Annotated in this window: 5 protein-coding genes; 3 read left to right on the top strand and 2 right to left on the bottom strand. The window is 72.4% G+C overall.

Annotated elements, in window-relative coordinates:
• The coding region (locus tag GCU69_RS26595; RefSeq protein WP_107645004.1) for an IS481 family transposase at positions 1–988 on the bottom strand (988 nt) is incomplete at its 3' end.
• Between the two features lie 222 nt (positions 989–1,210).
• On the bottom strand, positions 1,211–2,263 hold the full coding sequence (locus GCU69_RS26590; RefSeq protein ID WP_098753734.1) for a chitinase: 1,053 nt from the start codon (positions 2,261–2,263) through the stop codon (positions 1,211–1,213).
• A 291-nt stretch (positions 2,264–2,554) separates the two neighbouring features.
• On the opposite strand from GCU69_RS26590, the gene GCU69_RS26585 reads away from it, so the two are divergent.
• The 3 genes from GCU69_RS26585 (at position 2,555) to GCU69_RS26575 (ending at position 5,825) form a co-directional block, all read left to right on the top strand.
• Positions 2,555–3,406, top strand: coding sequence for a hypothetical protein (locus GCU69_RS26585; protein ID WP_098753735.1), 852 nt, complete (start codon positions 2,555–2,557; stop codon positions 3,404–3,406).
• An 84-nt stretch (positions 3,407–3,490) separates the two neighbouring features.
• Entirely contained in the window at positions 3,491–4,198 is a 708-nt protein-coding gene (gene cpaB, locus GCU69_RS26580; protein ID WP_098753736.1) for a Flp pilus assembly protein CpaB, read from the top strand.
• 7 nt (positions 4,199–4,205) lie between these two features.
• The gene (locus tag GCU69_RS26575; protein WP_098753737.1) at positions 4,206–5,825 is read left to right on the top strand and encodes an AAA family ATPase; all 1,620 of its coding nucleotides are present in this window, start codon (positions 4,206–4,208) and stop codon (positions 5,823–5,825) included.
• Positions 5,826–5,867 lie beyond the last annotated feature (42 nt).

Below are 5,867 nucleotides of genomic sequence, written 5' to 3'. Positions count from 1 at the left end.
TGTACTGCCCAGGGACATTGGTCAACCTGGTGACGGGCGGTTTGCCGCCGGTTGCAGTGTGGGGGCGGTGGTGATTGTAGTGATGGAGCCAGGCCGGCAGGGCTTTGCGGCGGGCTGATTCGCTTGAGTAGAAGCGTCCGAGGGCCCAGCCGTCGGCCAGGGTGCGGTGGAAGCGCTCGACCTTGCCGTTCGTCTGTGGCCGGTAGGGCCGGGTCTTCTTCGGTGTGATGCCGAGTTCGGTGCAGGCCCGGTTCCAGTGCCGGGAGCGGTAGGCCGAGCCGTTGTCGGTCAGGACCCGCTCGATGGTCACGCCGCGGGCGGCGAACCAGGCCACCGCGCGGTGCAGGACATCGACTGCGGTGTCGGCTGTCTCGTCGTTGCGGATCTCGGCGTAGGCGACGCGGGAGTGGTCGTCGACGACGGTGTGGACGAATGCGGTTCCCAGCAGCGGGCCGCGGTACTTGTTGCGGGGCTTGTCTGGTGTTGCGGCACGGTTCCTGCGGCCCTGGACGCGTCCGACGTAGCGCCAGCCGCCGCCGTCGGGGACGTTGCCGAGCTTCTTGACGTCGATGTGGAGCATGGCGCCGGGATGCCCGTGTTCGTAGCGGCGCACCGGCTCGCCGGTGGCACGGTCGATGTGGGACAGCCGGTTGATCCGGCAGCGGGTCAGGACCGCGTGGACGGTCGAGGCGGGCATGCCCAGCCGTCCGGCAATCTGGACCGGTCCCAGTCGCTGCTTCCAGCGCAGGTGCACGATCTTGCGGACCTGCGGCTGAGTAGTTCGGGCCGGGCTGCGGTGAGGTCGTGAGGACCGGTCGGCCATCGCGGCCGGCCCGGATTCGGCGTAACGGTCGGCCCATCGCTTGGCGGTGGGCCAGGACACGTCGTAGCGCTCGGCCGCACGGGCGACCGGCCATCCCTCATCCACAATCAGACGCGCCAGGCGAAGACGGGCACGGGGCGTCAGAGCAGCGTTAGCGTGAGACACGAAGGCCTCCTGGTTGGCGGAGCGGTTCCTCGACAGCTCCACTCCACAACCGGGGGCCTTCGTCATCTCACAGATTCAGACCGTGTCGTCGCACAAACTCGACCAACCTGGCCGGGCAGTACATCTAGGGCTGCCGTACCTCTACCGCACGGCAGCCGGCGAGGTCACCCGCCCGGTCCGGTCCGGCACCGGACCGGGCGGGGAGCTGTGCGGCCGCAGCGGCTACGGCAGCGCGTGGACGTGCGGGCCGACCGCGTCGGACCAGGCGTTCCCGGCCGCCGCGTCCCAGTTGGTCGACCAGGTCATGGCGCCGCGCAGGCCCGGGTACGTCTTCTCCGGCGTGAAGGAGCCGCAGTTGGTGCCCTGCGTCAGACAGTCCAGGGCGGCGTTGACGACGGCCGGCTCGACATAGCCGCTGCCCGCGCCGCTGGGCGAGGCGGGGACGCCCAGCCCGACCTGCGACGGGTCGAGTCCGCCCTCGAGCTGGATGCAGGCCAGCGCGGTGAGGAAGTCGACGGTGCCCTGGCTGTAGACCTGGCCGTCGCAGCCCAGCATGGAACCGCTGTTGTAGTACTGCATGTTGACGACCGTCAGGATGTCCTTGATCGCGAGTGCCGTCTTGAAGTACTCGTTCTCGGTGGACTGCATGTCGATGGTCTGCGGCGCCATGGTGATGACCAGACCGTCGCCCGCCTTCCCGGACAGGGAGCGCAGCGCCTCGGTCATGTGGGTGGAGTCGAGGCCGTTCTCCAGGTCGATGTCGACGCCGTCGAAGCCGTACTCCTCCATCAGCCCGTGCACGGAGTCGGCGAAGTTCGCCGCGGACTCGGGACTGTTGACGGCCACCGCGCCCTTCTCGCCGCCGACGGAGACGATGACGGACTTGCCCGCCGCCTGCTTGGCGGCGATGTCGGCCTTGAAGTCCTCCTCGGAGTAGTTCAGGGCCGGGTCGAGGGTGAAGTCCACGGCGCCGGGCGTGCCGGTGGCGTCGGCGAAGGCGACGGCGATGATGTCGTACTGGTCCTGGACCTCGCCGAGGGTCTGCACGGTGGCGCCGTTGTCGAAGTTCTGCCAGTAGCCGGTGACCGCGTGCGCCGGTACGGCGGCGGGCCCGGCCGCCGCGGTCCGCTGCCCGGGCTGCTGGGGCTCGGGGTCCTGGCCGGACTGGCCCGCGCCGGCCAGTCCGGCGCCGAGGAGCAGTGCCGCGGCGGCGGCCGCGGACGCCGCGGCGAGCCGGCCGCCCCGGCCGGGAAGACGTAGGGGTACTCGGGCCATGGCTGCCTCCGGATGTGGGGGGAGTGGGGGACCGGGCGGGGAGACCCGGCGGGAAAGCAGACTTCGGCGGTGGCCACCGCTTCGCGCCGCACAGACTGGTCCAGACCAATGGCCTTGTCAAGATGTCCGGCAGCCGGGGGCGAAGATCGAAGCCCCCGATAACGGGGAATGGTTCTCTCACCGGGACGTCGTGGATAAAGTGCTGTGACAGTAGCGAGGCAGTAGCACAGCGCAGTGATCGGTCCACGGTGCCCGGACGTCCGGCCGCCGGAGTGAACGGGGAAACCTGACGTGCCAACCGCGATAGCAGTCACCGCCCCGGACCTCGTGCTTCCGCCCGCCGACCGGCACACGCCCACGGCCGCCGTGCTGCACCCGCCGCGCGAGCAGTCGCTGGAGGACGCCCTCGCCGAGACCTACGCCCTCGTCGAGGCGCACGGCTATGTGATCGCCCTCTACCCGTCCTCCGTGCCGGCCGCCGTCCACCGCAGACTGCACACCGTCCGCTCGGTGCTGGAGAGCGACCGCATCGCCCTCCTCCGGCTCGACCTGCCGCCGCTGGCCGTCGCCGTCCTCGCCCGCCAGCTGCGGCAGCTCTCCGCCTGCGACTTCAGCCCCGGCGTGCTGGGCTCCGCCACCCGGCTGCTCGCCCACTACGTCCACGCCGGGGCGCTGCTGGGCTCCGTGTCCCGGCTCGACCGGGTCCCCGTCGGCCTGCGGGAGCACGCCAAGTCCTGGATGCCCGGCTCCCAGTTCGCGGTGCTCGCCAACCCCGAGCCCCGGCTGGTGCGGACCACGCCCGGGCAGACCCCGGAAGGCCCCGCGTTCGCCACCCAGCTCGTCGTCGCCCGCGGCCAGGCCCCGTCCGAGTGGGTGCTGCGCACCCTCGCGCCCGCCTGGCACGTGCACAGCGTGCAGGAGGCCGCGCTGCCGGCCGACTCCGCCCGCTGGTGGGGCACCGGCAAGCTGGCGGAGTTCGCCGCGGCCATCCCGGACACCGCGATCCTCTACCAGCTCGTCGCCTCGGTCCGCAGATCGGAGTGCGCCTGGTGCGGTCTCGAACTCATCGGCGACCGCTGCGCGTTCTGCGCCTCGCCCGCCGCCCCGGACCTTCCCGTGCTCGCCCCCGGCGGCGCACCCTAGACCGGGCGCGCGGCGAACCGCGTCCACCGCACCACCCCGCTCACCGTCCCGCCCGGATACGTCCCCGAACGAGGTTGTCCGTCGATGAACTCACGCCAGCGCCGCGGTGTCGTCCTGCTGCTGCTCTCCGTCCTCTGCGCCGCGGCCGCGTTCGCCGGGGTGCTGTCGGTGATCGGCGACGTCCGGTCGAAGGTCGGCCCGGAGACCACCGCGTACGAGGTGAAGTCCGACGTGCAGCCCTACGAGGCGCTGTCAAAGGCGCAGTTCGAGAAGGTCTCGATGCCCGAGCGCTGGCTGCCAGAGACCGCGGTCACCGACCTCGACGGCATATCCGGCAAGGTCGCGCTCACCCCGCTGCGCAAGGGGTCGCTGCTGCAGAGCGACATGGTCGTCGAACGGCCCGCGCTGCAGAAGGGCGAACAGGAGATCGCCATCATGATCGACGCCGCCACCGGGGTGGCCGGCAAGATCCGTCCCGGCGCCCGGGTCAACATCTTCGCCACCTTCGACGCCGACGAACAGGGCGGCAAGCCGCAGTCCAAGGTGATCGTCGCGGGCGCCGAGGTCATCGACGTCGGCAGGCTCACCGCCCTCGAGGGGGACGAGGACGACCGCCGGCGGCGGGCCGGCGACGCCGTGCCCATCACCTTCGCGCTGGACACCCTCGACGCCCAGCGCGTCGCCTACGCCGAGTCCTTCGCCACCCATGTCCGGCTCGCCCTCGTGGCGCCCGGCTCCTCGGACCCGGTCAGCCCGGACGACCGCACGTACACCCTCGACGGGGACAAGTGAGGCACGGATGACCACGCGAATCCTGCCGGCCGTCGGTGACGCCGACGCCGCCCGCTCCGTGACCACGCTCCTCGGCCGGCTGCCCGGAGCGGAACCGGCCCCGCCGGTCACCGACTCCACCGCTCTCCTCGACACGCTGGCCCGGCTCGCCGGCGAGGGCGTCGGGGAACTGCCCGAGGTCGTCCTCGTGCACGAGCGGATCGGGCCCGTGCCCGCCCTCGAACTCATCCGGGAGACAGCCCTCCGCTTCCCCGCCGTCGGTGTCGTCCTCCTCTCCGCCGACACCGCGCCCGGACTCCTGCAGTCAGCCATGGACTCCGGGGCCCGCGGACTCGTCGGCCTCCCCCTCTCCTACGAGGAACTGGCCGCCCGCGTTCACAGCGCCGCCCAGTGGGCCTCCGGCGTCCGCCGCCATCTCGGGGCGCCGCCCGAGGAGTTCACCGGACCCGGCGGCACCGTCGTCACCGTCACCGGCGCCAAGGGCGGCGTCGGCACCACCTTCACCGCCGTGCAGCTGGCACTGGCCGCACGGGCCTCCGGGCACACCACGGCCCTGGTCGACATGGACCTCCAGTCCGGCGACGTCGCCTCCTTCCTGGACGTGCAGTTCCGGCGTTCCGTCGTCGACCTCGCCGGCATCACCGACCTCTCGCCGCGGGTCCTCCAGGACGCCGTCTTCGCGCATCCCACCGGGCTGGGCCTGCTGCTCGCCCCGGTGGACGGCGAGCGCGGCGAGGAGGTCACCGACCGGGCGGCCCGGCAGATCGTCAGCTCGCTGCGCAGCCGCTACGAGGTCGTCGTGGTCGACTGCGGGACCCAGATGAACGGCGCCAACGCCGCCGCCGTCGAGATGTCCGACACCGCACTGATGGTCACCACCCCGGACGTCGTCGCCGTACGCGCCGCCAAACGGCTCGTCCGGCTCTGGGACCGGCTCCAGATCCGCAAGGCCGAGGAGACGCTGACCGTCGTCAACCGGCACTCCCGCCAGTCGGAGATCCAGCCCGCCCTGGTCGAACGGATCACCGGCACCCGGGTCTCCCGCACCGCCGTACCCGCGAACTTCCGCGAACTCCAGCCGGTGGTCGACGCCGGACGGGTCCAGGACCTCGACAACCGCAGCCAGGTCAAGCAGGCGCTGTGGCGGCTCGCCGGGGAACTCGGGCTGGTCAAGGGCGCCGTGCCGGACCCGGCCGGACGCCCGCCCGCCCGCGGCGGACGAAAGGCCCCGGGCGGCCGGGGCACGCTCGGTCTCGCGCCGCGGCGCCGCCGGGGCGGGGACAGCGGCCAGGCGGCCGTCGAGTTCCTGGGCATGGTGCCGCTGCTGCTGGTCGTCCTCGCGCTGTGCTGGCAGTGCGCGCTGCTGGGTTATACGTACTCTCTGGCCGGCAACTCCGCCGACGAGGCCGCCCGGGCCGCCACCGCCGCGGCGAGCAGCGGGGCCTGCCGGCCGGCCGCGGAGAAGAACCTCCCCGGGGCGTGGCGGGAGGGCGCGAGCATCAGCTGCTCCCGGGACGGCGGGCTGTGGCGGGCCCGCGTCGCGCTGAAGGTCCCGGTGCTCTTCCCCGGCTCGGTGGACTTCCCGGTCACGGTCACGGGTGAGGCCGGCGCGGCGGAGGAGGGCTGAGCGCGATGCGACACCCGCGGGCGGATCACACAGGAGCACGGG

Origin of the sequence: Streptomyces lycii, from assembly GCF_009735685.1 — a bacterium.
Taxonomy (GTDB): Bacteria; Actinomycetota; Actinomycetes; order Streptomycetales; family Streptomycetaceae; genus Streptomyces; species Streptomyces lycii.
This window is presented reverse-complemented; position numbering and strand designations above follow the sequence as displayed.

Coding starts and splice junctions, on each gene's coding strand:
- GCU69_RS26590 (WP_098753734.1), bottom strand. CDS start 2,263: ATGGCCCGAGTACCCCTACGTCTTCCCGGCCGGGGCGGCCGGCTCGCC.
- cpaB (WP_098753736.1), top strand. CDS start 3,491: ATGAACTCACGCCAGCGCCGCGGTGTCGTCCTGCTGCTGCTCTCCGTC.
- GCU69_RS26575 (WP_098753737.1), top strand. CDS start 4,206: ATGACCACGCGAATCCTGCCGGCCGTCGGTGACGCCGACGCCGCCCGC.